This window comes from Pseudomonas sp. IT-347P (assembly GCF_949768005.1).
In the GTDB taxonomy this organism is placed as follows: domain Bacteria; phylum Pseudomonadota; class Gammaproteobacteria; order Pseudomonadales; family Pseudomonadaceae; genus Aquipseudomonas.
In genome coordinates, this window is record NZ_CATKPQ010000005.1 from 14317 (window position 1) to 39390 (window position 25074).

General features: G+C 59.6%; 22 protein-coding genes. 3 read left to right on the forward strand and 19 right to left on the reverse strand.

Annotation, left to right across the window (positions count from 1 at the left end):
- Nucleotides 1-191 precede the first annotated feature (191 nt).
- From ACM6IV_RS02805 to minC, 8 genes are all read right to left on the reverse strand, one after another.
- Nucleotides 192-1526: an amidohydrolase gene (locus ACM6IV_RS02805; protein WP_414868639.1), complete on the reverse strand. Its 1335-nt coding sequence runs from the start codon at nt 1524-1526 to the stop codon at nt 192-194.
- 65 nt (nt 1527-1591) lie between these two features.
- Entirely contained in the window at nt 1592-3745 is a 2154-nt protein-coding gene (locus ACM6IV_RS02810; protein WP_414868640.1) for a mechanosensitive ion channel family protein, read from the reverse strand.
- 77 nt (nt 3746-3822) lie between these two features.
- Nucleotides 3823-3999, reverse strand: a complete 177-nt coding sequence (locus ACM6IV_RS02815; protein WP_177431475.1) for a hypothetical protein — start codon at nt 3997-3999, stop codon at nt 3823-3825.
- Nucleotides 4000-4188: 189 nt separating this feature from the next.
- On the reverse strand, nt 4189-5478 hold the full coding sequence (locus ACM6IV_RS02820) for a M18 family aminopeptidase (protein WP_007919200.1): 1290 nt from the start codon (nt 5476-5478) through the stop codon (nt 4189-4191).
- A 178-nt stretch (nt 5479-5656) separates the two neighbouring features.
- Entirely contained in the window at nt 5657-6292 is a 636-nt protein-coding gene (locus tag ACM6IV_RS02825) for an RluA family pseudouridine synthase (protein WP_007960625.1), read from the reverse strand.
- 91 nt (nt 6293-6383) lie between these two features.
- Nucleotides 6384-6638 (reverse strand): cell division topological specificity factor MinE, encoded by a 255-nt coding sequence (minE, locus tag ACM6IV_RS02830; RefSeq protein WP_003223146.1) that lies wholly within the window; start codon nt 6636-6638, stop codon nt 6384-6386.
- On the reverse strand, nt 6638-7450 hold the full coding sequence (gene minD, locus ACM6IV_RS02835; protein ID WP_007913953.1) for a septum site-determining protein MinD: 813 nt from the start codon (nt 7448-7450) through the stop codon (nt 6638-6640). The genes minE and minD overlap by 1 nt, the downstream gene beginning before the upstream one ends.
- A 169-nt stretch (nt 7451-7619) precedes the next feature.
- On the reverse strand, nt 7620-8357 hold the full coding sequence (minC, locus tag ACM6IV_RS02840) for a septum site-determining protein MinC (RefSeq protein ID WP_026000431.1): 738 nt from the start codon (nt 8355-8357) through the stop codon (nt 7620-7622).
- 117 nt (nt 8358-8474) lie between these two features.
- Here minC and ACM6IV_RS02845 point away from each other — a divergent pair, with 117 nt between their 5' ends.
- Together ACM6IV_RS02845 and ACM6IV_RS02850 are read left to right on the forward strand one after the other, a co-directional pair.
- On the forward strand, nt 8475-9407 hold the full coding sequence (locus ACM6IV_RS02845) for a lipid A biosynthesis lauroyl acyltransferase (protein WP_414868641.1): 933 nt from the start codon (nt 8475-8477) through the stop codon (nt 9405-9407).
- 35 nt (nt 9408-9442) lie between these two features.
- A complete protein-coding gene (locus tag ACM6IV_RS02850) occupies nt 9443-10615 on the forward strand; it encodes a patatin-like phospholipase family protein (RefSeq protein WP_414868642.1) in 1173 nt (390 codons plus the stop codon).
- A 133-nt stretch (nt 10616-10748) separates the two neighbouring features.
- Here ACM6IV_RS02850 and ACM6IV_RS02855 read toward each other — a convergent pair whose 3' ends face one another.
- The 8 genes from ACM6IV_RS02855 to puuE form a co-directional block, all read right to left on the reverse strand.
- Nucleotides 10749-11534: an outer membrane protein OmpK gene (locus ACM6IV_RS02855; RefSeq protein ID WP_414868643.1), complete on the reverse strand. Its 786-nt coding sequence runs from the start codon at nt 11532-11534 to the stop codon at nt 10749-10751.
- A gap of 374 nt (nt 11535-11908) precedes the next feature.
- Nucleotides 11909-12694: an outer membrane protein OmpK gene (locus ACM6IV_RS02860; RefSeq protein WP_414868644.1), complete on the reverse strand. Its 786-nt coding sequence runs from the start codon at nt 12692-12694 to the stop codon at nt 11909-11911.
- 157 nt (nt 12695-12851) lie between these two features.
- The gene (locus ACM6IV_RS02865) at nt 12852-14210 is read right to left on the reverse strand and encodes a nucleobase:cation symporter-2 family protein (RefSeq protein ID WP_110721145.1); all 1359 of its coding nucleotides are present in this window, start codon (nt 14208-14210) and stop codon (nt 12852-12854) included.
- A 166-nt stretch (nt 14211-14376) separates the two neighbouring features.
- Nucleotides 14377-15690 carry a urate hydroxylase PuuD gene (locus ACM6IV_RS02870; protein WP_414868645.1) on the reverse strand — a complete coding sequence of 438 codons (1314 nt, stop codon included), beginning with the start codon at nt 15688-15690 and terminating at the stop codon, nt 14377-14379.
- Nucleotides 15691-15741: 51 nt separating this feature from the next.
- Nucleotides 15742-16245: an ureidoglycolate lyase gene (locus ACM6IV_RS02875; RefSeq protein WP_414868685.1), complete on the reverse strand. Its 504-nt coding sequence runs from the start codon at nt 16243-16245 to the stop codon at nt 15742-15744.
- Between the two features lie 119 nt (nt 16246-16364).
- Nucleotides 16365-17360, reverse strand: coding sequence for an allantoicase (gene alc / locus ACM6IV_RS02880; RefSeq protein ID WP_007913974.1), 996 nt, complete (start codon nt 17358-17360; stop codon nt 16365-16367).
- A gap of 90 nt (nt 17361-17450) precedes the next feature.
- The gene (gene uraD, locus ACM6IV_RS02885; RefSeq protein WP_414868646.1) at nt 17451-17966 is read right to left on the reverse strand and encodes a 2-oxo-4-hydroxy-4-carboxy-5-ureidoimidazoline decarboxylase; all 516 of its coding nucleotides are present in this window, start codon (nt 17964-17966) and stop codon (nt 17451-17453) included.
- Nucleotides 17963-18889, reverse strand: coding sequence for an allantoinase PuuE (puuE, locus tag ACM6IV_RS02890; RefSeq protein WP_414868647.1), 927 nt, complete (start codon nt 18887-18889; stop codon nt 17963-17965). The genes uraD and puuE overlap by 4 nt, the downstream gene beginning before the upstream one ends.
- 420 nt (nt 18890-19309) lie before the next feature.
- On the opposite strand from puuE, the gene uraH reads away from it, so the two are divergent.
- Entirely contained in the window at nt 19310-19663 is a 354-nt protein-coding gene (gene uraH, locus ACM6IV_RS02895) for a hydroxyisourate hydrolase (RefSeq protein WP_007913983.1), read from the forward strand.
- Between the two features lie 144 nt (nt 19664-19807).
- Here the strand turns inward: uraH and ACM6IV_RS02900 are convergent, their stop codons facing one another.
- The 3 genes from ACM6IV_RS02900 to ACM6IV_RS02910 form a co-directional block, all read right to left on the reverse strand.
- Nucleotides 19808-21709 (reverse strand): hypothetical protein, encoded by a 1902-nt coding sequence (locus ACM6IV_RS02900; RefSeq protein ID WP_414868648.1) that lies wholly within the window; start codon nt 21707-21709, stop codon nt 19808-19810.
- A 66-nt stretch (nt 21710-21775) separates the two neighbouring features.
- On the reverse strand, nt 21776-23413 hold the full coding sequence (locus tag ACM6IV_RS02905) for a hypothetical protein (protein WP_414868649.1): 1638 nt from the start codon (nt 23411-23413) through the stop codon (nt 21776-21778).
- Nucleotides 23414-23484: 71 nt separating this feature from the next.
- Nucleotides 23485-24849 (reverse strand): hypothetical protein, encoded by a 1365-nt coding sequence (locus ACM6IV_RS02910; RefSeq protein WP_414868650.1) that lies wholly within the window; start codon nt 24847-24849, stop codon nt 23485-23487.
- Between the last annotated feature and the right edge of the window lie 225 nt (nt 24850-25074).

Sequence of the window (25074 nt, forward strand, 5' to 3'; positions counted from 1 at the left end):
GTGGGAGCGAGTCTGCTCGCGATGGCGGCCTGACAGCTGCCCCATTTCTGGCAGGCTGCACACGTTCCAAATGTAGGAGTGAGCCTGCTCGCGATGGCGGCCTGACAGCCGACCAATTTCTAACTGGCTGCACACGGTCCAAATGTGGGAGCGAGCTTGCTCGCGAAGGCGCCCCCACAGTCACCTCATTCCTATTTGTCTGCCCCCGCATTGGCATACAAATAATCCGTCGCCAGCGAGGCCAACGTCCTCACACCCACCACCAGCGCCGACTCATCCACAAAAAAACCCGGATTGTGATTCGGCGCAGCCTTGCTCATGTCTTGATCCCTCGGTGTCACGCCGAGAAACACAAACAGCCCCGGCGCTTCCTTGGCGAAGAACGAGAAGTCTTCCGCGCCCCCCACCAGCGGTGCATTCACCACATCACCCTTGGCCGCCCACTTCAACGTCGGCAGCATTTTTTCCGCCAGCGCCGCGTTGTTGATGGTTGGGTCGTATTTTTCGATGATGGTCACGTCAGCTTTCGCACCGCCGCTTTCGGCGATTTTTTCCACGGTCTGACGTACGTCGGCATGTAGTTTTTGGCGGATGCCATAGTCGTAGGAGCGGATCGTACCGGTCATGTCGACGGATTCGGGAATGATGTTGTAGCGCGTCCCGCCGTTAATGGTGCCGATGCTGACCACTGAAGGATAGGACGAGATGTCGGTGCGCCGGCTGACCACGGTTTGCAGGCCGACGATGGTTTGTGCGCCGACGGTAATCGGGTCGATGCCGTCCCACGGGCGGCCGGCGTGGGTTTGTTTGCCGAGGATTTTGATGCGCAGGTCGTCGGAGCTGGCCAGGGTTGCGCCTGGGCGGTAGGCGATCTGGCCGGCGGGGACGCCAGTCCAGACGTGCAGGCCGAAGACGGCGTCGGGCTTGGGCGATTTCATCACGCCTTCCTGCACCATCATTTTTGCGCCCCAGGTGTTTTTGCCGTCGGGGATAAAGTCGCTCGGACCTTCCTCGGCGGGCTGGAAGTAGAACACCACGGTGCCGGGCAGGGTGTCGCGCAGGCCCGTGAGAATTTTCGCCGTGCTCAGCAGGATCGCGGTGTGGGCATCGTGGCCGCAGGCGTGCATGACATCGACTTCCTTGTCGAGGTAGGTGCCTTTGGCTTTCGAGGCGAATGGCAGGTCGGAGACCTCCTTGACCGGCAACGCGTCCATGTCGGCGCGCAAGGCCACGGTCGGGCCGGGCAGGGCGCCTTTGAGAACGGCAACCACGCCGGTGCGGGCGACGCCGGTTTTGACTTCCAGGCCCATGGCCTTGAGTTGTTTGGCAACCAGCTCGGCGGTGCGCTTTTCGGTGTTGCCGAGTTCCGGATGGGCGTGGATGTCACGGCGGGTTTCCAGCAGTTCCGGTTCGAGCTTTTGCGCCTGTTCGGCGATCGTTGTGCGGGTGCTTTCTAACGTGGCGGCACCGGCGTGACCGGCAAACAGGGTAAGTAGAACGGCTTGGGCAATGCGCGTCAGTTGCATCGGGTTTCTCCTTCATTATTGTTGTCTGGCTTCCCGGCCTGTGACTGCAACCGCGCGCCTGAGTGCTATTCCTTCGGCTGACCGCCACCGGCAGTGATCACTTGCACGCTCATGCGCGGCGTTGCCAGATCAAGTCCGGCGTCGTCGAGATGGCGTTTGAGCGACAGGTTGAAGGCCCGGGAAACTTCCCACTGTTTGATCGGCGCCGTCTTGAACCGCGCGCGCAGAATCGCGCTACCGGATTCGAAACTTTCGACCCCCTGAATCTCCAGCGGCGACCAGATATTGCGCCGCTGCAGCGGATCAGTGCGCATCTTCTGACCGACTTCGCGCATCAGTTTGATCGCGTCGTCGATTTCCATGTTGTACGGCACCGCCACACGGAAGATTGCGTAGCCGAATTCCCGCGAGTAGTTCTTGATGCTTTTGATTTCGCTGAACGGGATGGTGTGGACGATGCCGTCGATGTCGCGCAGGCGTACGGTGCGGATGGTCAGGCCTTCGACGGTGCCGAGGTGGCCGCCGACATCGACGTAGTCATCGATGGCCAGCGAGTCTTCGATGATGATGAACAGGCCGGTGATCAGGTCCGCGACCAGTGACTGTGCACCGAAACCGATGGCCAGACCGATTACGCCGGCACCGGCCAGCAGCGGCGTGACGTTCATGCCCATGTTCGCCAGCGCGACAATCAGCGCAATGATGAAAATCGCCACGAACAGCACGTTGCGGATCAGCGGCATCATCGTTTGTGCGCGGGCATTCGCCAGACCTTTGCGCGAACGGGTGAGGGCGTGGTGTACGGCGGTGTCGGCGAGGATCCAGATCAGCCAGGAAAAAATCAGCGTGCCGATCAGGCTGAACAATTTGACGCTGACATCATGCCCTTCGCCTTCGGCGAAACCGATCAGCGACTGGCCCCACACTCGCAGGCCGAGTTCGATGAAGACCAGCCAGACCAGCAGGTGTGCGAGGGTGTAGAAGAAGTTTTTCAGGCGCTCGGAATACAGCGCGTGACGCTTCGGCCCGCGTTGTGGTTTAAGGGAATGACGGCGCACGAGGCCGTTGATCACCATGCACAACACCAGCAACACCGTGCAGATCAGCGACTGGCGCAGGGCGGTGCTGGTGTCGCCGGCGGAGACGAACGTGGCGAACAGCGAGATACCGACCAGCACAAGCGCCGGCACGTACCAGAAAGTGCCGAGGATTTCGATGGTGTCGCTGAGGGCGCGGCGGGTCAGGCGTCGTGACAGCGGTTGGTTGCGGATCAGGTGCGCGATCGGCCGACGGAAACGCAGGATGAACAGACCCGTCGACAGCGCGGCGAGGACATTGGCGATGGTCGCGGCGGTGTGCGCCAGATGCACACCCAGGCTTTCGATCAGACGCGGATCATTCAACGCTTCACCGAACGCGGCAAAACTGCCGATCAGCCACAGCGGCCGGAATGCCTGATGACGCAAGATGTACAGCGCGCGATGGCGATGCGGGCCGTCGAGCAGGGAAAACGCGATCACACAGATCGCCGAGAAACAGGTGCCGACCACCAGTGCATAGGCCAGCACCATCGCCAGGCTTTTACCCAGAGACGATGGCAAGGCGTAGCTCATGTAAACGGTCATCACCAACGCGATCAGCCACGGCCCCAGCTTGCGCAAAGCGAAGCGCAGCATGTCGAGGGCCTTGGGGTGCTGCGGCAGTTCTTCGGTGAGGCCGAAGCGCATGCGCACCCGATGCCCGAGCCAGATCAGTGCGGCGGCGAGCAGGCTCCAGACCATCAGGATCATGGCGAAACCGAAAATGATCGGCAGCCATTCGCTGGCCGGTAGCAGCATCGCGCTCAGTTCGTCCTTGGCCAGGTCGAACTCGTTGCCCCAGCGGTTGAGCGGGCTGTCGGCGCCGGTGAATTGTTTTTCGAAGTTGGACAGGGTGCCGCCGATCAGGCCGAGCACGCCTTCTTCTGGACTGGCCTGGGCTTTTTTCGTGACGTCGCGCAGCTTCTTCAGATCGCTCAGCAGCTGTGCGCGTTGCTTGTCGTTTTCCAGCGACTTGATGACTTCGTCAAGGGACTGGCCGAGCGGCTCCTGGGCTTCAGGCTGCGCCTTGTTGGTGTTGAGCAGACCGGGCAAACCAACTGCGTGGGCGGGCGCCAGCGGCAACAACGCCATCAGGCAGACAAGGAACAGATTGGGCAAAGCAAAAAGACGAGCGAACACTAGGCGGTCAACCTCGCAAGGGGCGGATTCGCTGGAGTGTACGAGGCCCATCCGATCAATGCGAGCCGGGCGCGGATTTATTCGTTGAGTTTGGCGAGGATCTTGTAGACCACGGTGGCCAGGATCATCAGCATGCCGATCCACATGGCAAAGACGCCGGCGTTCTTGTCACGGAAGTTGAAGCCGATCGCCAGCAGGATCATTCCACACAGGATGGGAATGAGCATGGCGTGGAACGAAGACATCGAGATCATGGAGACTGCCTTGTCGAAATGAATGATGTAAGTCTAGGTCGGTTTTGCTTGAGATGTTCTGATGTGTATCAGAATCGAGTCAGTGCAGAGATGATATTTGTATTGTCTGAACTGGCGCTTTCGCGAGCAGGCTCGCTCCCATAGTTTGGAATGCATTCCAGGGTGGGAGCGAGCTTGCTCGCGAAGCTTTCAGGGCAACTCGCGGCAGGCGTAGAACGCGCTCAGCACTTTGACCAGATGGGCCAGGTCGTGGCTGCCGCACAGTTCGCGGATCGAGTGCATGGCGAACGTCGGCAGGCCGATATCGACGGTGCGCACGCCCAGATGGCTGGCGGTGATCGGGCCGATGGTCGAGCCGCAGCCCATGTCGCTGCGCACCACGAAGCTTTGCACCGGGACTTCTTCGGCCATGCACAGATGACGGAAGAAACCGGCGGTTTCGCTGTTGGTAGCGTAGCGCTGGTTGCTGTTGACCTTGATCACCGGGCCGGCGTTGAGTTTCGGGCCGTGGTTGGCGTCGTGCTTCTCGGCGTAGTTGGGGTGCACGCCGTGGGCGTTGTCGGCCGAGACCAAGAGGGACTTCTGAATGGTGCGAACGAACTCGTCACCTTCCGGCAGCAGACGACGCAGGGTCTGTTCAAGCATCGGGCCGTCAGCGCCGCAGGCCGAGCAGGAGCCGACTTCTTCGTGGTCGTTGCACACCAGCACGCAGGTTTCGTCGGTTTCGGCGGTGAGCAAGGCTTGCAGACCGGCGTAGCACGACAACAGGTTATCGAGGCGCGCGCCGGCAATGAAATCACCGTTGAGACCGATGACTGCAGCGCTTTGTGTGTCGTAGAAACTCAACTCGTAATCGAGTACGACGTCCGCGTTCAGGCCATGTTCACGAGCCAGTTGATCAGTCAACACGGCACGGAAGTCGACGCGCTCGTCACCGGCAAATTGCGCGAGGATCGGTGGCAGTTCGGTCTGCGCGTTGATCGCCCAGCCCTGATTGGCTTCACGATTGAGGTGAATGGCCAGGTTGGGAATGATCGCGATCGGTGCTTTGAAATCGATCAACTGGCTCTCGACTTTGCCGTCGCGGCGGAAGGTCACGCGGCCGGCCAACGACAGATCGCGGTCGAACCACGGTGCCAGCAGCGCGCCGCCGTAGACTTCAACGCCCAGTTGCCAGAAGCCCTGACGCTGCAGTTCCGGCTGCGGCTTGACCCGCAGGCACGGGCTGTCGGTGTGTGCGCCGACCAGGCGGATGCCGCCGTGCAGTGGCGAAGTGCGGCCCATTTTGATCGCGACGATCGAAGAGTCGTTACGGGTGACGTAATAACGGCCGTTAGGCTCGGTGGTCCATGGCTCGCGCTCGTCGAGGCGCACGAAACCGGCAGCCTCCAGACGCTGAACCAGACTGGCGGTGGCGTGGAACGGGGTAGGGGAGGCCTTGAGAAAGTCGATCAGGCCTTGGTTCAACTCTTCGCGCATAAGAAACTCCAGACAGCAATGGGCGGGAGTTTAACGCATCGGTCGGGGAATTGAATCTGCACCGGATCCGTGTAGGAGCGAGCCTGCTCGCGATAGCGATTGATCAGTCAACATCAATGTTGAATGTAATACCGCTTTCGCGAGCAAGCTCGCTCCCACAGGGGGGCAGTGTGGTTTGTCAGAACGGCGCAGGGCACTCGAAACGCAGGCGCTCACCGGTTTGCGGATGGGTGAAGCTGAGCATGCTCGCGTGCAGGCACAAGCGTGGCCATGCCGCCAGGGCCTGCTCGTGGGCGTAGAGGCCATCACCGAGCAGCGGATGCCCGATCGACAGCATGTGCACGCGCAGTTGATGCGAACGGCCGGTGATCGGGGTCAGCTCGACGCGACACCAGTCACCGCAACGCTCCAGCACGCGCCAGAAGGTCAGCGCATGTTTGCCGAATTCGTGGTCAACCACGTGGCGCGGTTTGGTCGGCGGGTCGTAACGCAGGGGCAGGTCGATGCTGCCGCTGTCGAGTTCCGGTTGGCCCCAGGCCAGTGCGGTGTAGGCCTTTTCGGTTTCGCGGTCATGAAACTGGCGCGACAGTTCGCGATGCGTATCGGCGTCACGCGCGAGCAGAATGATGCCGGAGGTTTCCCAGTCCAGACGATGGACGATGCGCGCTTCCGGGTAGCCGTTTTCCTGCAGACGGGTAATCAGGCAATCCTTGTTGTCGTCGGCGCGACCGGGCACCGAGAGCAGCAACGTCGGTTTGTCGACCACCAGCACGGCGGCGTCCTGATGGATGATGCGGATGTTGGACAGCGGCATTAAAACAGCCTCGTAACAAATGCCAACGGCGGTTCAGGGCCATTCCCGCATGGGGATGGCCCTGAACCGCCGTCGTTCCTGCCGGATCGACTCAGCGATCAGGCAGGGTGATGTTGAGTTCCAGAATCGAGCAACTGCCCTGGCTTTCCAGTGCAACATGTACGTCGTCGTTGCCGATGTTGACGTACTTGCGGATCACGTCGACCAGTTCCTTCTGCAAGGCTGGCAAGTAATCCGGCGTGCTGCGCTGGCCGCGCTCATGCGCCACGATGATCTGTAGACGCTCTTTCGCTACCGAGGCGGTACTTGGCTTTTTGTTGGCACGAAAGAAGTCAAAAAGGTTCATTACCTACCTCCAAACAGGCGCTCGAAGAATCCCTTCTTCTCGACATCGAGGAAACGGTGGGCTTTTTCTTTGCCCAACAGGCGGTCGACGGTATCGCTGTAAGCCTGACCGGCATCGCTCTGGTCGTCGAGAATCACCGGGACGCCCTGGTTGGATGCTTTAAGCACTGCCTGGGATTCCGGGATCACGCCGAGCAGGGTGACCGAGAGGATTTCCTTGACGTCTTCAACGCCCAACATCTCGCCTTTTTCAACACGCTCCGGGTGGTAGCGGGTGATCAGCAGGTGTTCCTTGATCGGGTCTTCGCCACGTTCGGCGCGACGCGATTTGCTCGCCAGCAGGCCGAGCATGCGGTCCGAATCTCGTACCGAAGACACTTCCGGGTTGGTCACGACGATCGCTTCGTCAGCAAAGTACATGGCCAGGTGCGCACCTTTTTCGATGCCGGCCGGGGAGTCGCAGACGACGAACTCGAATTGCTCCTTGAGCTCCATCAGGACTTTTTCCACGCCTTCGACGGTCAGCGCGTCTTTGTCGCGAGTCTGGCTGGCGGCCAGTACGTAGAGATTTTCCAGGCGCTTGTCTTTGATCAGCGCCTGTTGCAGGTTGGCTTCGCCGTTGACCACGTTGACGAAGTCATACACCACGCGGCGCTCGCAACCCATGATCAGGTCAAGGTTACGCAAGCCCACGTCGAAGTCGACGATCACTGTTTTGTGGCCGCGCAGAGCGAGGCCGGTACCGATAGCGGCGCTGGTGGTGGTCTTACCCACACCACCCTTGCCGGATGTAACCACGAGAATCTTGGCCAAGGTGTTTCACCCCTAAGGAAGAAGGACTTTTTAGCCCCTGAAAAACATCTCTTGAAAACTACTGCAGTCGGACAGCCTTGGCTGGAATTCGGCGTTGAGCCTTTTTCCTACTTCGTTTGAGCCGTTTTCGCTACGTTTTAGAGATGCTTGGAAAATGCGGCAGTATCCGTTAAAGCCGAATGATGTTCAACACGTCGCCCGACAGGCTGACCTGTACGCCCGAGCCCCACATAGGGTCGCGACGCAAATCTTCGGAAACCTTGTAATGACCGGCGATGGAGATCAGTTCAGCGCTCAATTGCTGACAGAAAATCCGTGCCTTGGTATCACCCTTCACGCCGGCCAGCGCCCGACCACGCATCGGGCCGTATACATGGATGTTGCCATCGGCGAGAAGTTCCGCCCCCGGACTGACCGAAGACACCACGACCAAATCGCCACCCTGGGCATATATCTGTTGGCCACCACGTACTGGCGTGGTGATGACGCGGGTAGGTTTGACCGTTGGCTCGGGTGGCTTTTCCGGCTTCTTTTTGACTTCGGCTTCCGGGGTTTCCAGCGGCCGCTCACGGGCGCCGGATGGCGGCAGCACCGGAATGTCGATGGCGATGGCGGCGGCGATGTCTTCGATGCGGCTGGCGCGAATCGCCAGGGTGCGCAAGCCATGTTGACGGCACACGCGCATCAGGCCGGGCAGATCGACGGCACCTTCGCTCGGCGGCAGTTTGTCCAGCGCCAGAACCAGCGGCGCGTTGCTGAAGAAGTTCGGCGCTTGGGCAACTTTGGCGGCCAATTGCCGATCGAGGCTTTCGAGGTCGTTCCGGGCCAGTTCCAGCACAGTAATGGCCAGCATGCTGCCCTTGAGCTGGAATACGGGATCTTGGTCTAACGGTTCGGTTTGGCTCATGTCGGCATACAACGGCTTGTCACTAAAAGTGCCGAGACTTATAACGAGAACGCCCGCAGGCCGCAAGCCGGGTCGAACGATGTAGAATGCGCGGCCACTGTATTTACGGAAGCTTTAATGGATCGCCCGCGTTTTCGAAAAGCATTTTTATCGCCACGCTTCTGGCCGCTCTGGTGCGGTCTGGGGTTTTTATGGCTGATCGTGCAGTTGCCGTATCCGGCCTTGCTGACCATCGGTCGAGTTTTGGGCGCGTTGATGTATCGCGTGGCCGGCGACCGGCGGCGCATTGCCAAGCGCAATCTTGAGCTGTGCTTCCCGGAAAAATCCGCCGCGGAGCGCAAGCGCCTGCTCAAGGAAAATTTCGCCTCCACTGGTATCGCCTTTTTTGAAATGGCCATGAGCTGGTGGTGGTCGCGCGAGCGTCTGGCGAAGCTGGCCCACGTCGAAGGCCTGGAGCATTTGCAAAAAGCCCAGCGCGAAGGCAAAGGCGTGATCCTGATGGCGGCGCATTTCACCACGCTGGAAATCGGCGCGGCGTTGCTCGGTCAGCAGCACACCATCGACGGCATGTACCGCGAACACAAAAACCCGCTGTTCGACTTCATCCAGCGTCGCGGTCGCGAGCGGCACAATCTCGATTCGCTGGCGGTGGAGCGTGACGACGTGCGCGGCATGCTCAAACTGCTGCGTTCCGGTCGCGCGATCTGGTATGCACCGGATCAGGATTACGGCGCCAAGCAGAGCATCTTCGTGCCGCTGTTCGGCATTCAGGCAGCGACTGTTACCGCGACAACGAAATTTGCCCGTCTGGGCAAGGCGTTGGTGGTGCCGTTCACTCAGGAACGCTTGGCTGACGGCAGCGGGTATCGTTTGGTGATTCATCCGCCGCTGGAAGATTTCCCCGGCGAGACCGAAGAAGCCGATTGCATCCGCATCAATCAGTGGGTCGAGAGCGCCTTGCGTGCCTGCCCCGAGCAATACCTGTGGGCGCATCGCCGCTTCAAGAGCCGGCCACCGGGCGAGCCGAAGCTGTACGCCAAGCGCGGTTGATTCCCCCATCCTTTCAAGCACCATGGAGTGTTGCGATGAGCCCAGCTGAACCGGTCACAGGTTTGATTCTTTCCGGCGGCGGGGCTCGGGCGGCGTATCAGGTGGGGGTGCTGGCGGCGATTGCCGAGTTGCTGCCGTTGGGCGCAGACAATCCGTTTCCGGTGATCGTCGGCACCTCGGCCGGGGCGATCAACGCCGTCAGCCTGGCCAGTGGCGCCACGGATTTTCGCGCCGCCATCGAACGTCTGACCGTGTTCTGGCAGGGCTTTCGCAGCCATCGCGTGCTGCGCAGTGACTGGCCCGGGGTGATCCGTCAGGCCAGCCGCTTTGTCAGCCACAGTCTGCTCGGCCTCGGTCGGCAACTGCCGGTGGCGCTGCTCAACAGTTCGCCGCTGCGCGAATTGCTTAATGAAAAATTGCACCTGCCCGGTATCGCCGAATCCATCGCCCGCAAGCAATTGCATGCGGTGGCGGTGACCGCGTTCGGCTACGAGTCCGGACAAGCAGTCACGTTCTATCAGGGCGGCGGCAAGATCGATTCATGGCTGCGCCATCGGCGTATTGGTGTGCCGACGCAGCTGTCGGTGGATCACCTGCTGGCCAGTTCGGCGATTCCGTTGTTGTTCGCGCCAGTAAAAATCGGTGATGAATATTTTGGCGATGGTGCGGTGCGGCAATCGGCGCCGATCAGCCCGGCATTGCACCTGGGGGCGAGTCGGGTGCTGGTGGTGGGCGTCAGCGGCAACCCGCGCGTTTTTGATCCGCAGCAGCCACTGGAGCGCACTTACACGGGGCAGCAGCCGACGCTGGCGCAGATTGGCGGGCACATGCTCAACAGCACGTTCATTGACAGCCTGGAGAGCGACATCGAGTTACTCCAGCGTCTCAACCAGTTCAGCCACTTGATGCCCGCCGGCACGCCAACGCGCGAGTTGGGTGTGGCGCCGGTGGAGGTGCTGGTGATTTCGCCGAGTCAGCCGATCGACGAGATTGCGGCACGGCATCGCCAGGAATTACCAGCGGCGTTGCGCTTGTTCTTGCGCGGACCTGGGGCTACGAAGACGAGCGGGGCGGGAGTGCTCAGTTATTTGTTGTTCGAGGCGGGGTATTGCAGCGAGTTGATTGATTTGGGGCGCAGGGATGCGTTGGCCAAGCGCGAGGAGCTGCGACGGTTTCTCGGGCTATCGGAAGCGGTGGTCCCGGCCTGAAGTCTGCGTTGAGCCCATTCGCGAGCAAGCTCGCTCCCACAGGGTTCTGCATCGAGTGCGCAATTTGCAATCAACATAGAATCACTGTGGGAGCGAGCTTGCTCGCGAAGGCGTCCTTGCGGACGCCGCCGGATCAGAAGTGGAACTTCACCAGGAAGCTCGTGGTGCTCTGATTGGTCTTGAACGCACCGGTGTCGTCGATGCCGTACTTGTCTTTCCAGTAGTCGTATTCCACACCGACATACAATTGCTTCTCGCCAAAGCTCAGCGCCTTGCCCAGGTCGTATTTGATCTGCGGGTTGAAGTGCAGGTTGGCGTGGTACTCGCCCTTTTTGTTGACGTCGTTGTCGGTGACCCAGTCCATGAAACCGTCGATCAGGATGTCCGACTTGCCGACCGGGATGGTGTAGGACCAGACCGGGGTGATCTGCCAGACGTTGTCACCGGCGCGAGCACCCTGGGTGTGGCGCTGGTAGAAGTTCAACTGGAAGTAGTCGAAGCCCGGGATCGCCAGGTCGAAGCCTGGACCGATCAGGTATGACTCGGTGTCGCCTTCGCCGAACTCGTAAGTCATCGCCAGCAGAACGTCTTTGATCGGGCCGAACTCGATCTTCTGGTCGAGCACTTTGCCCAGCGAGATGCGCGGGCTGAACTCACCGTAGTAGGTATTCGGACCGTTGCTGAAGTCCTTGCCACCGTTATAGAAGATCTTGTCGAAGAAAAAGAAGTTATCCCCATACGTCCAGGCATCGGCGTGCTCGAAGGTCACGGTCTGCTGGATGCGCGGGTTGACCTGGAAGTCCTTGCCATAGAGGTAAGTCAGGCTGTTGTTCTGCCACTGCAGCAGGCCATCGGCCATGGCCTGGCCGCCGGCCAACATTGATCCCGCGAGCATCAGGCTGGTGCACATACGTTTCATTCGGTTGCTCCCAAAGTAGGTGTTCCACGTTTATTTTTTTTGATCGGCGCTCTGGTGTGGCGCCTTTTTTCGTTGCTGCAAAAAAGTCATCCGATCGGTCAGCTTCGTTGCTGTTAGCAAGAGCCGAGCCAAGGCTTTCGAAACGCAAAAAAACGCCCTGTCGGCTGCTGAAAAACAGTCGATTGAGCGTGTTTTCGGGACGCCTCGGTTCTGATCGAGGCCGGGATAAGTTGGCTTTTCGGTCAGGAATTAAATCCGGGCTTTTTTTTAGACCGAATTCAGAAGGCCGCGGAGAATACTGACTCAACGGCCAGGTCTCAAGTGCCCCGCAACAGAGCACCGACGACAGGTATGGGGCACGGTTGCGGGCCATCTTAAAAGTGCACCTTCAGCAGCAGGGTGGCGGTGTTCTGATTGGTGTCGAAGTTGTGCGTGTTTTCGACGCCGTATTTATTTTTCCAATAGCTGTATTCAGTGCCGACATACAGCTGCTTGTGGCTCCAGCCCAAGGCTTTGCCCAAGTCGTATTTGATCTGCGGATTGATGTGCAAGTTGGCGTGGTAGGTGCCGCGCGAGTTTTCATCGTTGTCGACTACCCAGTCGAGGTAGCCGTCAATCAGCACATCGGAATTGCCCAGAGGGAAGCTGTAGGACCAGCCGGGGGTGATCTGCCAGACGCCATCGCCGGGGCGCGGGCCTTCGGTCTGACGGCGGAAGATGTTCAGGGTGACGTAGTTGAAACCGGGCACCTTGAGGTCAAAGCCGGGGCCGATCAGGTAGGCCTCGCTGTCGCCTTCGCCGTACTCGTAAGTCATGGCCAGCAGCACATCTTTGATCGGGCCGAACTCGAGCTTCCGGTCGAAGATCTTGCCGAAGGAGAAGCGCGGGGTGAACTCACCGTAGAACGCGTGGGGGCCTTTGTTCGCGTCTTCCTTGCCGTTGTAGAAGATCTTGTCGACGAACAGGAAGTTGTCGCCGTACTTCCATTTGTCGGCGTGTTCGAAGGTCAGCGTCTGCTGAATTGACGGGTTGATCGCGAAGTTCTTGCCGTACAGGTAGCTGAGGCTGTTGGTCTGCCACAGCAGTAAATCGCCGGCCATGGCCTGACTCGCGGCCAGCAGGCCGCCACTTAACAGAACGTTGGTTTGCGTGCGGATCATCTGATGCTCCCTCTTGTTTTTATTGTTTGAGGCGCAGAGCTGCGATCCCCGTGGGAGCGGGCTTGCTCGCGAAGGGGGCGTGTCAGTCGCTACACATGTTGAATGACAAACCGCTTTCGCGAGCAAGCCCGCTCCCACAGGTTTCGGGGTGACTTCGTTAATGCTGGTGTGCGTGGCAGTCGTTGATCGCTGCGCGCTCTTTGCCGCCGAGAATGTTGAACAACAGGTTCAGCGTCAGCGCACTGAGTGTGGCCATGGCGATGCCGCTGTGAGTAATCGGGCTCATCCACATCGGCAGATGTGCGAAGAACTCCGGGCGCACCACCGGGATCAGGCCCATGCCGATGCTCACCGCCACCAGCAACTGGTTGCGCCGGTCACCGATGTCGGCTTCCTGGAGAATCTTGATCCCGGTCGCGGCGACCATGCCGAACATCGCAATTGCTGCGCCGCCGAGTACCGCCGGAGGAATCGACGCCACCAGAAACGCCGCTTTCGGCAGCAGGCTCAGGACGATCAGCAAGCCACCGGCAACGATGGTCACCGAGCGGCAGCGCACACCGGTCATCTGCACCAGACCGATGTTCTGGGCGAACGAGGAGTGGGTGAAGGTGTTGAAGAATCCGGCCACAAACGAGGCGCCGGCATCACACAGCAAGCCACGGCGCAGCATGCGCGGGCAGACTTCCTGGCCGGTGATTTTGCCCAGGGCGAGGAACATGCCGGTGGATTCTACGAAGATGATCACCACCACCAGGCACATCGACAGGATCGGTGCCAGTTCGAATTTCGGCATGCCGAAATGCAGCGGTGTGACGAACTGAACCCATGGCGCGTTGGCCATGCCGCTGAGATCGACCATGCCGATCGCACCGCACAGCAAGTAGCCGAAGCACATGCCGATCAGCACGGAGATGTTGACCCAGAAACCGCGCATGAAGCGGTGAATCAACAGAATGGTGCCCAGCACCAATGCCGCGATGGCCAGATAAATCGGTGAGCCGAATTGTGCAGCAGCGGCGCCGCCGCCGGCCCAATTCACGGCCACGGGGAATAGCGACAAACCGATCGAGGTGATGACCGTGCCGGTCACCAGCGGCGGAAAGAAGCGCACGACCTTAGACATGAACGGCGCGATGAGCATGCCGAAGAAACCGGCCGCGATCGTTGCACCGAAGATGCCTTGCAGGCCGATACCGGGCATGCCGGCCATGGCGACCATACTGCCGACTGCAGCAAAACTGGCGCCCATCATCACCGGCATGCGAATGCCCATCGGGCCGATGCCCATGGATTGCACGATGGTGGCGATGCCGGCGACCAGCAGGTCGGCGTTGATCAGGAAGGCAATTTCTTCACGACTCAGGCCAGCGGCCTGTCCAATGATCAGCGGCACCGCGATGGCACCGCCGTACATCAGCAGAACATGTTGCAGACCGACCAGGATCAGTTGCAAAAGGGGCAATCGCTGAATGGCGGGTGCGTCGGGGATGCGCGCTTTGGACAGCTCGGACATGCAACACCTCGGATCTTTTTTATTCTTGTGATTAACAGCTGCCGGGTTGCTCACAGCTGTTTATTTGCATCAGGTAAACCGCGTTGCGGCGATTCGCGAGCAGGCTCGCTCCCACAGGAAATGCGCGATCTCTGTGGGAGCGAGCCTGCTCGCGAAGCTTTGTTGCTTAGTTGGTCTGTGCTCCCTGGGCAATCCATGCACCGATCAGGTCACGTTCCTGCTGGGTCATCTGCGTGATGTTGCCCAGCGGCATGATCTGCGTGGTGATGGCTTGTGCCTGGATGCGCGCCGCGTTCTGGCGGATCTGCTCTGGGGTATCCAACATCACACCGGCAGGCGCCGCGCTGAACAACGGACTGGTTGGCTTGGCCGAGTGGCAAACCGCGCAACGTTCCTGGATCACGGTGTGCACTTTGTCGAAACCCGGACCAGCGTTCGACGCCTGTGCCGGTGCTGCAGGTGCTTCTGCGGGTGCAGCAGGTGCCGCTGCTTCAGCTGGTTTTGCGCCACCGCCCAGTGCCGTTTCCGGCAGCGGTTGGTACTCGATTTTCGCGGGCGCCTTGGCCACTTCCGGCGCGGTCGACATCGGCATCGGGCCGGTGACGTAGGCCAGACTGATCATGCCCACCGCTGCAACCGGCAGGGTCCAGGCAAACTTATGGCTGTCATGACGGGTGTTGAAGTAGTGACGCACCAACACCGCCAACACCGCGATCCCGGCCAGGATCAACCAGTTGTACTGGCTGCCATAGGTGCTCGGGAAGTGGTTGCTGATCATGATGAACAGCACCGGCAGGGTGAAGTAGTTGTTGTGACGCGAACGCAGCAAACCTTTGGCCGGCAGTGCCGGATCCGGTGTGCGGTTCTCGGCAATCGCCGCGACCAGTGCGCGTTGCGCCGGCATGATGATGCGGAACACGTTACCGACCATGATGGTGCCGATGATCGCGCCGACGTGCAGGTACGCGCCACGACCGCTGAACACTTTGCTGAAGCCATACGCCGCGCCGATGATCAGCACGAACAGAATGAACCCGAGCAGAGCAGGGCGTTTGCCCAGCGCCGAATCACAGAGGAAGGAGTAGATGAACCAGCCGATAAACAGCGAGCCGATGCCGATGGCCACGCCTTCAGGGCCGCTCAGTGTGCTGCCCGGAGCCAGCAGGTAGAGCGTCGGGTTGGAGTAGAACACCACGCACAGCAGCGCGATCCCCGACATCCAGGTGAAGTAGGCTTCCCATTTGAACCAGTGCAGGTTGTCCGGCATGGACGGCGGGGCCAGTTTGTATTTTTCCAGGTGATAGATACCGCCACCGTGGATCGCCCACAGATCACCGGCCAGGCCGGTTTTCGGGTTGACGCGGTTGAGGTTGTTCTCCAGCCAGACGAAGTAGAACGACGCGCCGATCCAGGCCACGCCAGTGATCATGTGAACCCAGCGCACGCTCAGGTTCAGCCATTCCAACAGATGTGCTTCCACAGTCTTTACCTCTCGCCTGTCACTCTTGTTGTCGAGTGATCAGACCTTCTCTTATTGGTGGGGGGCGAGGATCAAACGCTCATCCTCTTTGAAAAAATGCTCATCGCAGTTATTGCCTGTGCCACTGCGATCAACCACCAGGAAGTCATCCCGCTTTTCGATCGTCAGCACCGGGTGGTGCCAGACGCCGCGATGGTAATTGATGCCCTGCCTGCCGTTGGTGACGAAGGCGCGGACCAAGCCTGATACAGGTTCATCGCCAAGTGGCGCGACCACGATCAGAAAGGGGTTGCCGAGCAGCGGAATGAAAGCCTGGCTGCCCAGCGGATGGCGTTCCAGCATGCAAACGGTCAGCGGCATGTCCTGCGCGTCGGCGCGGAAGATGCTGATGATCGCGTTGTCCCCAGGCTGAGCGGTTTCGACCGTCGCCAGTTTATGGAAGCGCATGGTCGAACCGTTGTTGATCATGAAGTGATCGCTGCCGTCGGTTTCGATCACGTCACCGAAAGGGGCGAAGGCTTCTTTGGTCAGCGGTTCAATCGTTAGTGTGCGCATGCTGTTCTTCTTGTCCGAATTCTGTGTTGACTGTTCTGACGCCTTCGCGAGCAAGCTCGCTCCCACCTTTGGAATGCAATCCCTTGTGGGAGCGAGCTTGCTCGCGAATGGGTTCAACCTTATTTAGCGACCTTGCCGAGAACGCGCAGGCGACTCACACCACCATCCGGGAACACGTTCAGGCGGATGTGGGTGATCGGGCCCAAGGCCTTGATCTGCTCGACGAAGGTGTGTTCGGCGTGCATTTCCAGTTTCTGGCTTGGCAGCAGTTCGCGCCAGAACAGCGACTGGGTTTCGATCTGGCTGTCAGTACCACCTTTCACGAACGCGCCCTGGATCGAGCAAGTGTCCGGGTAGTTACCCTTGAAGTGCAGGGTGTCGACAACGATCTTCTCGATCTCGCCCGGATGACCCAGGGCGACGATCACCCAGTCATTGCCCGGCGTGCGACGACGTGCCGTTTCCCAGCCGTCGCCCATGTTGATGCCACGGCCCGGGTTGAGGATGTTGCTCATGCGGCCGAAGTGTTCGTCGGAGCAGGCGAGGGCGCGGCCACCGTTCAGGGCTGCTGCCAGATCGACTTGCTCGTTGTCGCCAACCGCCGACCAGTCGCGGAACGGAATGCCGTACACGCGCAGACGGGCCACACCGCCATCCGGGTAGATGTTGAAACGCAGGTGGCTGAACGCTTGGTCGTTGCTGATTTCGTGGTAGTGGTGGCTGTTGCCTTGCAGCTCGACGGCCGACAGCACTTCCGTCCATTGGGTGTTTTCATCCGGCTCGCCCGAGGCCAGGAAGCACGCTTCCAGCGAGGCCGACGGCGGGAAGTTGCCAGTGAAGAATGAAGTGTCGATGTCCACGCCTTTGATCGAGCCCGGTACGCCCAGACGGATTACGGCGCTGTCGAAGCCTTCGAAGCGCTTGCGGCGCGATTCCCAGCCGTCCATCCACTTGCCGTTGTCATCGAACACGCCCTCCTTCCACACGGCCGGGGTTGGTTGGAACAGACGATTGGCGTCTGCGAACCAGTCATCGGTGACCGAAATGATTTTGGTGCCCAGACGGGCATCGGCCAGGTTGACGAATTTTTCGAAAGGTACGGCGTAAGCTTTCATTCTTCTTGTCTGCCTTTAAATAAGTGGCTGGGGATGCTTGCAGGGCCCTGGGAAACACAAGCGTTCTAAAGGTTTCTCGGGCCAGGCTCGCTAAAGGGTCAGTAAACGGAACAGGGCAATCTTGTTGATCTCCGCCAGCGCGCATTTGAACTCGGTGTCGACCGAGTTGTGAATGCGCGTTTCGAACGCCGCGAGGATCTGATGCCGGTTGCTGCCTTTTACCGCCATGATGAAGGGAAACTTGAACTTGGCTTTGTAGGCGTCGTTCAGCTCGGTGAAGCGCTGGAACTCTTCGGCCGTGCATTGGTGAATACCGGCGCCAGCCTGTTCATGGGTGCTGGCTTCGGTCAGTTGGCCCTGGACGGCGGCTTTGCCGGCCAGGTCCGGGTGAGCGTTGATCAGGGCCAACTGACTGGCGTGATCGGCGCTCAACAGGATGTCGCTCATGCGCTGGTGCAGGCTTTCAATCTCGTCGATCGATGCGTCCGCGCCCAGGTCGTAAGCCTTCTCGGCCACCCATGGCGAATGTTCGTAGATGTCGGCGAAGGCTTTGACGAAGGCGTCGCGGCTCAGGGTCGACGGTTGCAAGGTTTGAAAGCGGCTCATTGGGCGGCCTCTTGGTACGGGTGGGTTTCGTGCCAGTGACGCGCGATGTCGACGCGACGGCTGAACCACACCTGTTCATGACTTTTGGCATATTCGATAAAGCGTTTGAGCGAAGCGAGGCGACCTGGACGGCCGATCAGGCGGCAGTGCAGACCGATCGAGAGCATCTTCGGCGCTTCGGCACCTTCGGCGTAGAGCACGTCGAACGCGTCTTTGAGGTATTCGAAGAAATCGTCACCCTTGTTGAAACCCTGCACCTGGGTGAAACGCATGTCGTTGGTGTCGAGGGTGTACGGGATCACCAGATGCGGCTTGCCGGTCGGGTTGTTCGGTTCCCAGTAGGGCAGGTCGTCGTCGTAGGTGTCACAGTCGTAGAGGAAACCACCTTCCTCCATGACCAGACGGCGCGTGTTCGGACCGGTGCGACCGGTGTACCAGCCCAATGGGCGCTCGCCAGTGATTTCGGTGAGGACGCGGATCGCTTCGAGCATGTGCTCGCGTTCCTGCGCTTCATCCATGTACTGATAGTCGATCCAGCGGTAGCCATGGCTGCAGATTTCGTGGCCGGCATCGACCATCGCGCGGATCACATCCGGGTGGCGCTGAGCGGCCATGGCCACGGCGAAAATGGTCAGCGGAATGTCGAATTCCTTGAACAGTTTCAGAATCCGCCAGACGCCGGCACGGCTGCCATACTCGTAAAGCGATTCCATGCTCATGTTGCGCGCGCCTTGCAGCGGCTGAGCGGCAACCATTTCGGAGAGGAAGGCTTCGGATTCTTTGTCGCCGTGCAGAATATTGCGCTCGCCGCCTTCTTCGTAATTGAGTACGAAGGACAGGGCGATGCGGGCATTGCCCGGCCAGTGTGGGTGAGGAGGGTTACTGCCGTAACCGATCAGGTCGCGTGGGTAGTCAGCGCTCACTGCAGTCTTCCTTCTTATCGTTGACAGATTTGTGTGGCGGCCTGGCAGGCTGGCGTCACAGCGATGGGCTGATTGTATACAACTTTATTCGCAATTTGTAAGCCTGAATTTTTGCATTTTTCACCGACTGTCATCTTTTACTGCGAGTGACGTGAGCCTGCAAGAAACCTGCCTGACCAGTCAGCTAATAGATATAAGGTTCAATGAATAGGCGTATTGCTGGTAGAACGCGAGGAAACCCCCGAATGGCGGGGGTGAGGTGAAAAATGTCGTTTTTATTGTGTACAATTTTTTTGAAAAGTGTCTTAATCAATCGCTCGCCGCAGCTTTTCGTGCTCCGAATCGGTGCGGTCTCCTTTTTATCTGACTTCGGGAGGCGCGAGGTCTGACTGCTTCCATGCAGGCAGGCGCGCAGAATCAATGGGACGTTTGACAACACACGTTTTGGACGCAGCACATGGTTGCCCGGGCAGCTCGATCAAGGTCGAGCTGTACCGCGTTGAAGGTTCGCATCTGGAATTGGTCGCCAGTGCTGTTACCAACAGCGATGGCCGGGTCGATGCACCGCTGCTGCAAGGCGATGATTATCGCACCGGCGTTTATCAGGTTCAGTTCCATGCGGGCGATTACTACCGCGCCCGCGGCGTGCAGTTGCCGGAACCGGCATTTCTGGACGTGGTGGTGTTGCGCTTCGGCATCTCGGCCGAACAGGATCACTACCATGTGCCATTACTGATTTCGCCGTACAGCTATTCCACGTACCGGGGCAGCTGACCCCCAAGCAGCTGCCCCCACCGGGAAGCGACTGCGCATATAGCTTCTTTGGTCTTTCGCCCGCTCACACTGCGGGCTTTTTTTCGTCGGTGGGGTGGCGATGTCGGGGGGCGGCCAGGCTGGAGGGGCAACCTGGCGCAGCGCTTATTTCTGACGGAACACAAAAAGATGGGTTTGCCCGGCAGGATCCCTGTCTATGTCACCCATCAAATAAACGACTTTGTTTTCGCCGAGCGCTTTGGTCAGAAGGACTTTGTCGGAAGGTTCATGCTTGTTGACCAAAGCCTTGCTGCGTAACCAGGTTTTACTGTCGAAATCCAGGTAATGCCCCTGCATCAACGAGGGGAAAAGCATGATGAATACCTGATCCACGCCCTGCTGTCGAATCATCAAGGCATCTCGCTGAGCAGCGAATGCTCGAAACGAGGTGGAAACCTGGTAGCCCTGATGCCTCAGAACATGCTCAAACACCGCCCGAAGTTCGTTAGTGGTGTAGGAGTCGCCGATCTTTCGCCATTCTTGTGGCAGGCGCTGTAAATCGAAATCGATGCGCTCCAGCCCCTCGGCCGACGATAGCGGTTTTGGAAATTGTCGCTCGCCAGTCCTGGCGAGCGCAGGCAAGAGCACCAGAGGGTCGACCAGATCAGGCCGACTGAGCTGTTGGTTCCCCATGTTTTTTGGCCTGTTTCCCCAAAACTGGAAGGTTTCAAACAAGTCGTTCAGGCCGTAGCCATTCAGCGCTTCGCCATGGTTGGCGCGATTGAACATGGCGTGCACGATCTTGCGGGCCGAGTGATCGGCGAGGTAGGGATATTTGTCGCTGACGTATTGCGTCAGGGGCTGTTTGAACGGCAGTCCATCTATGACGCGCCAGGTGTCGTTCAGGCTGCTTGCCCAGCTGTCCCTGATTCTTACCGCACCCCGGGGTTGAAGGTCTGGAACAGTCGTCAGCAGCTGTTCGAACGCATCGAAACGAGAAGCGGAGAACTGCGGCGGCTTGAGAAAGATCAGTGAATCGTGGGTGTAGCCCTGCTGTTCGATAATCGGATAGTGCCGACCATCGATTTCAAGGGAGTCGCCGGTCTGTGGTTTTGCCGCGTGCCCCCATGTCTGCCAGTGTCCGGTGGGTTGAGGCTGGACAACGGGCGCTGGCGATTCGACTTCCTCACCCCGTCGCGCACGCTTGCTCGGACCCTGTGGGGATTCGTTCGGGGCGGCGGGCCGACGATTCTCCTGTCCAGGGTTTTCAGAGCTGTCTCCCCCTGACCGGCGACGCCAGAGCTTCGTCCCCGGAATGTGTTCCACCAGGAACCCCGAAGGAGTCAGTTCACCGGCAATTGTCTGTTGGAAATGTCCTTCACTGTTCCTGCCGACCATGACCGTACCTTCTGCCATATCGACATAGGTTTTTTTGCGTTTGTCATAGCGGATGCCCTCCGGTGTATTTTGCGGATTGGTCAGCAGGGCGGCGAGATGGGGGGCGAGGAAAGCCGATGCGTGTGTGGGAACGGACTCAACAACTGTCGCGGTTCGGGCGCCAGCGCCGGACTCACGGGCGTACCAGTCGGCTTCCACGCGCCAGACCGGCCGGCCTTCGATTTTTCGCAACAACGGTGCCGATACGCCCGGTGCCGAAGGCCAGGGAATTTCGACGTCACCGTTGGCGTTCACTTCAGCCCGATAATAAACGCCATCGTCCAGGCGGGCATAGAGATGTCCCAACGGGTTCGAAAACAGTCCGTCTACCGTTGTAGATGGGTGTAGGAAATGAGTCTGTTCCGGCGGCAGGGTAATCGCTTTCAGGTTGCTTTCTGCCATTGCAGCAATCGGGTCGGGAAGTGCACTGACCATGACCGACGAATGCGGTACAGCGGCGTCAGACAATGACGTGATGGCCACGCCCGGCGAAGGATTGCTGCCCGCGATCAATGAATTGGCGGCGCCCGGATTCAGATGCATGACCGAGGATGAATCCTGCGTTACCCGGGGTGGTGGCGTTATATCGTGCGGATGAATTCCGGGAATGGATTTCGGTGGTTTAGCCATTTTTTGCGATCTCTGTTCATGGGTCGTTTACAAGCGGGTCAGGGGTGTCGAGTTCTGCTGGTGCGGTCAGCCTTCCCGGAAAATAAACAGCGTGGTCTGCCCTTGCGTGTCGGTTTGAATACCGCCCAGTAAATGGACAAGTTTTTGCTGTTGCGCATAGAGATGCAGTGGCCGTCGTTGTGTGCCGATCAGCGTCTGCCATAGCGTGTCGGAGGGCTCTTTTCCTGGTGGCGTGGCGCGCCGCAGTGTGGCTTCGGTACCACGAAGAATTTTCAGGATGAATGCCCGGTCAATGGGGTCGCGTTGAAACAGCAGCGTGTCTTCGCCCACGGCGTCGCTCGCCATATTCATCACGTAACCGTCGTCTTCCAGCACTTGAGCGAACAGACGTCGCAAATTGCGCAAGCCGGGCGCCGCGGCATATTCGTTCCAGTGTTGAGGGAAGCGCCCCGGGTCAAAGTCCAGGCGTTGCAACCCCTCGCCCAATGCCGATGGAATCGTTAAGGGTGCTGAGGACCTGCTGTCTGGCTGAGGGTGTGTGCGCAACATCAGCAGTGGCTCGACGAGTTCTGGCCGTAACCCCACGAGGTTGCTGCGGTCGCTCCAGTAACGAAACGTCTGGTTCATCACAGCCAGACCGTGACCGTCGATGACTTCCGAGCGATTGGCCTGATTGAAAAAGGCTCTGGCAACCGTACTGACCGACTCGTCGGACAGCGACTTGAAGGTGGCGCCTATGTATTGGCTGAGGGGGCGCTCGAAAGGAACCCGGCTGTCGATCACGATCCAGCGATCTTCACTTTTGACCGCCCATTTGGGTTGCAACGAAGGCCGTTCGCGCAGCATGTGCTCGAAGCCGTCGTACAGCGCCGGTACGAATAAAGGGTGTTGCAGGTAGACGATGCGGGTGTCGGCATCCAGTGTCTGCCGCACGATCGGATAGTGAAGGCCATCGATGTCTATCCATGCACTGGACGTGGGCCATCGGGTTGTCCCCCAGTTACGCCACAGGCTGTAAGACAGATTGAGCGCTTGCGGGTTGTCCGACAGCAGACTGTCGCGCAGCGTTTGTGCATGGGTGACTCCGTCTGGGGCGTCTGCAAGTTTGCGCCGTTTGCTCGGGTCCGGCCTTGGCTCGTCCGGCTCGGACAGCGGCCGATGGCTGTCGGGTCGCGAACGTTCGGTCAACGAAACCGCTTGCCAGAGTGTGGTCCCGGGAATCGGTTCGAACACGATGGCGGGCGACGCACGTGTCGATGCAAAGGCCAACTGATATTTCCCGCCCGCGTTCTTGCGTACCCTGACGGTTCCGGCACGCGTATCGAGGTAGGGTTGTCGATGCTTGTCATAGCGAATCGCGTTCTGCGGGCTCTGCGGTTTTGTGAGTCGTGCGGCATCTTCGGGAGCCAGGTAAACCGGTACTTCGACGATCAAGGACTCGGCTTCGGGAACCGGTGGGGTGCCCGCGGCAAAGTGTCGGTCGTCATCGGGAAGATGGCTGACCGACACCGCCGGCTGGCGTGGCGATGAATCCGGCAAGGTACTGTCGGAGTCTGTGACAGTATGCGGAGCGACTGTCGTCTCTGCCCCCGGGGTGCTGAAATTCAAGCGATTGGTTTGAGGCCTGTCCGCCAGTTGTGTTGCTGCTGTAGGCGAGGTGCCGGGCGAGGTGCCGCCAGACGCGGGTTTCGGTGGTTTTACCATCCTTGGTAATCTCATTGTTCTGTACGTGAGTGTCGGAAAGGGGCGCTCATGAGTCAGTTCGCGACCGTGTATTACCTTTCCCTGGCGATGAACGGCGTCCATTGGTCAGGAGGGATGTACTGGATGCCGCCAACCAAATGGATGACTTGTTTTTCGCCAAGGTAGGCGGCAAGTCTGTGTTGCTCTTTCATGCTCGACCCGGTGTTGCGTCCGAGGCTGCCCGGTTCGCTACCGACCGAGACATGACGGGGAATTGAATCGCCCAGGACCACGGGGAACCTCAGCACGAACACCGCCGCAATGCCTTCACGGTGGAATATCAACGCGCCTTCGCTGAAGGTGCGCGGTGACGGATAAGGGCTGTAGCCGCTGTGCTGCAGCATTGAGCGAAACACTTCGCGCAGCTTGCCCGGCGTCGGCGATGCCGTGTAGGCGGCCCACTCGAGAGGCAGACGACGGCGATCGAAGTCCAGGCGCTGTAAAGGTTCCGAGTGGGGCGGGGGTAATGTCAGGATCCCGCCGGGCACGAGGTTGTCTGGCCGGGTCGGCAATATCGGCAACATCAGCAGTGGATCGGCGAGGTTGCGGTCAGGAGCGGTGTTGTTGACCCGATCCAGCCAGAAATGAAAGGTCTGCGTGATCAGCGAAAGGTCACGGCCGGTGAGGCTGGAGTGACTGGCGTAATCAAAAACTGATCTGGCAATCGCCGTTGCCGAGTGATCCGCCAGATACTCGAATGCTCGGGCAACGTATTGACTGGCGGGCATCTCAAAGGGAAGCCGGGTTGCCATGACTCGCCATTGTCCATCCCGTTTCAGCGCCCACAGGGGCTGAAGCAAAGGCGAATGACGCAGCATGTGCTCAAAGGTGTCGAAACGGTCGGGTGCAAAGTCAGGATGTTGCAGATAGACCAGGCCGGTGTCCACCGGTAGATCCTGCGGCATGATCCGATAGTGAAGCCCGTCTATTTCTATGGCTTGGCCCGTTTCCGGTTTCGTGCGTGTCCCCCACTGCCTCCAGCGGTTTGCGGATACGTCCAGCACCGCCGGTTGCCGTTCGAACAGGTGGCGGCCCTGGGCATCGGTGTCTGGCTCGGCAGCGGGCGGTTCACTGATGCGCGCGCGTTTGCTTGGGCCGGGTGAGGGCGACAGGGGGGCTTCGGTGGTCAGGTTGATGTCGACGGGGGTGTGTCGGGAGGGAGCATTCTCAGTGCCCAGCGGGCGCCACAGTCTTGTGCCGGGGATCTGTTCCATTCGCGCACCGGAAGGTGTCATTTCCTGGGCGTGGGTTTGCCGGTAACCGTCCTCGGTCAGGGCGATCATCACTGTTCCACCCTCCATGTCGGCATACGCCTTGCCGCGTTTGTCGTAGCGCAAAGCTTGCAGCGAGTTGTCCGGGTTCTTGAGCAGTTTCACCAGTTCAGGCTCGATGAACACGGGGTGTTGCGGAGTTCGTTGGGCCTGAGTCCGAATGCTGGGTTGTGCGTCTGGCGGTTCTCCCGCCGTTGCCGGGCGACGTGCGGGCACCGGGGAGGGCGGAGCGGGAAGAGAACTGACGATTACACTGGGACGCTGCCCGGATGTCCCCGGCAAACTTTCCATTGCCGTGGAGACGGGCAGCGTATCGGCACCATCGGCACCTGCGCGCTGCGTGCTGGCGCG

Excerpts from the sequence above, each read along its gene's own strand:
- ACM6IV_RS02845 (WP_414868641.1), top strand. The coding sequence starts at position 8,475 with ATGGATCGCCCGCGTTTTCGAAAAGCATTTTTATCGCCACGCTTCTGG.
- ACM6IV_RS02855 (WP_414868643.1), bottom strand. The coding sequence starts at position 11,534 with ATGAAACGTATGTGCACCAGCCTGATGCTCGCGGGATCAATGTTGGCC.
- uraH (WP_007913983.1), top strand. The coding sequence starts at position 19,310 with ATGGGACGTTTGACAACACACGTTTTGGACGCAGCACATGGTTGCCCG.
- ACM6IV_RS02850 (WP_414868642.1), top strand. The coding sequence starts at position 9,443 with ATGAGCCCAGCTGAACCGGTCACAGGTTTGATTCTTTCCGGCGGCGGG.
- uraD (WP_414868646.1), bottom strand. The coding sequence starts at position 17,966 with ATGAGCCGCTTTCAAACCTTGCAACCGTCGACCCTGAGCCGCGACGCC.
- ACM6IV_RS02805 (WP_414868639.1), bottom strand. The coding sequence starts at position 1,526 with ATGCAACTGACGCGCATTGCCCAAGCCGTTCTACTTACCCTGTTTGCC.
- ACM6IV_RS02820 (WP_007919200.1), bottom strand. The coding sequence starts at position 5,478 with ATGCGCGAAGAGTTGAACCAAGGCCTGATCGACTTTCTCAAGGCCTCC.
- minE (WP_003223146.1), bottom strand. The coding sequence starts at position 6,638 with ATGAACCTTTTTGACTTCTTTCGTGCCAACAAAAAGCCAAGTACCGCC.
- ACM6IV_RS02905 (WP_414868649.1), bottom strand. The coding sequence starts at position 23,413 with ATGGTAAAACCACCGAAACCCGCGTCTGGCGGCACCTCGCCCGGCACC.
- ACM6IV_RS02815 (WP_177431475.1), bottom strand. The coding sequence starts at position 3,999 with ATGATCTCGATGTCTTCGTTCCACGCCATGCTCATTCCCATCCTGTGT.
- alc (WP_007913974.1), bottom strand. The coding sequence starts at position 17,360 with ATGAAAGCTTACGCCGTACCTTTCGAAAAATTCGTCAACCTGGCCGAT.
- minC (WP_026000431.1), bottom strand. The coding sequence starts at position 8,357 with ATGAGCCAAACCGAACCGTTAGACCAAGATCCCGTATTCCAGCTCAAG.
- ACM6IV_RS02865 (WP_110721145.1), bottom strand. The coding sequence starts at position 14,210 with ATGTCCGAGCTGTCCAAAGCGCGCATCCCCGACGCACCCGCCATTCAG.
- ACM6IV_RS02875 (WP_414868685.1), bottom strand. The coding sequence starts at position 16,245 with ATGCGCACACTAACGATTGAACCGCTGACCAAAGAAGCCTTCGCCCCT.
- ACM6IV_RS02860 (WP_414868644.1), bottom strand. The coding sequence starts at position 12,694 with ATGATCCGCACGCAAACCAACGTTCTGTTAAGTGGCGGCCTGCTGGCC.
- ACM6IV_RS02900 (WP_414868648.1), bottom strand. The coding sequence starts at position 21,709 with ATGGCTAAACCACCGAAATCCATTCCCGGAATTCATCCGCACGATATA.
- ACM6IV_RS02825 (WP_007960625.1), bottom strand. The coding sequence starts at position 6,292 with ATGCCGCTGTCCAACATCCGCATCATCCATCAGGACGCCGCCGTGCTG.